Origin of the sequence: Bacillus sp. TL12 (genome assembly GCF_022625245.1) — a bacterium.
GTDB lineage: Bacteria > Bacillota > Bacilli > Bacillales > Bacillaceae_G > Bacillus_A.
The window spans coordinates 1-304 of record NZ_JAJJBY010000243.1 but is presented as its reverse complement, the minus strand read 5'-3'; the positions used below and the strand labels follow the sequence as shown (position 1 = coordinate 304).

General features: G+C 51.6%; 2 tRNA genes and 1 rRNA gene. All 3 read right to left on the bottom strand.

Annotated features, from left to right (window positions below):
* Positions 1–21: 21 nt before the first annotated feature.
* Positions 22–94: transfer RNA gene (locus LOK41_RS28765), tRNA-Thr, on the bottom strand.
* A 4-nt stretch (positions 95–98) separates the two neighbouring features.
* Positions 99–173: transfer RNA gene (locus tag LOK41_RS28760), tRNA-Asn, on the bottom strand.
* A 9-nt stretch (positions 174–182) separates the two neighbouring features.
* Positions 183–298, bottom strand: a 5S ribosomal RNA gene (gene rrf, locus LOK41_RS28755).
* Positions 299–304: the final 6 nt, after the last annotated feature.

The following is a 304-nucleotide window of genomic DNA, read 5'->3' as shown; positions in this document are numbered from 1 at the left end:
AAAGTTTTAATACCGTTCGCAAGCTTCCAACCGGGCTTGAACCGGTGACCTCTTCCTTACCATGGAAGTGCTCTACCAGCTGAGCTATGGAAGCATAATGGCTCCGCAGGTAGGACTCGAACCTACGACCGATCGGTTAACAGCCGATAGCTCTACCACTGAGCTACTGCGGAATAATGCAAGCCTGGCAACGTCCTACTCTCACAGGGACAAGGTCCCAACTACCATCGGCGCTAGAGAGCTTAACTTCCGTGTTCGGTATGGGAACGGGTGTGACCTCTCTGCCATCATTACCAGACTTTTA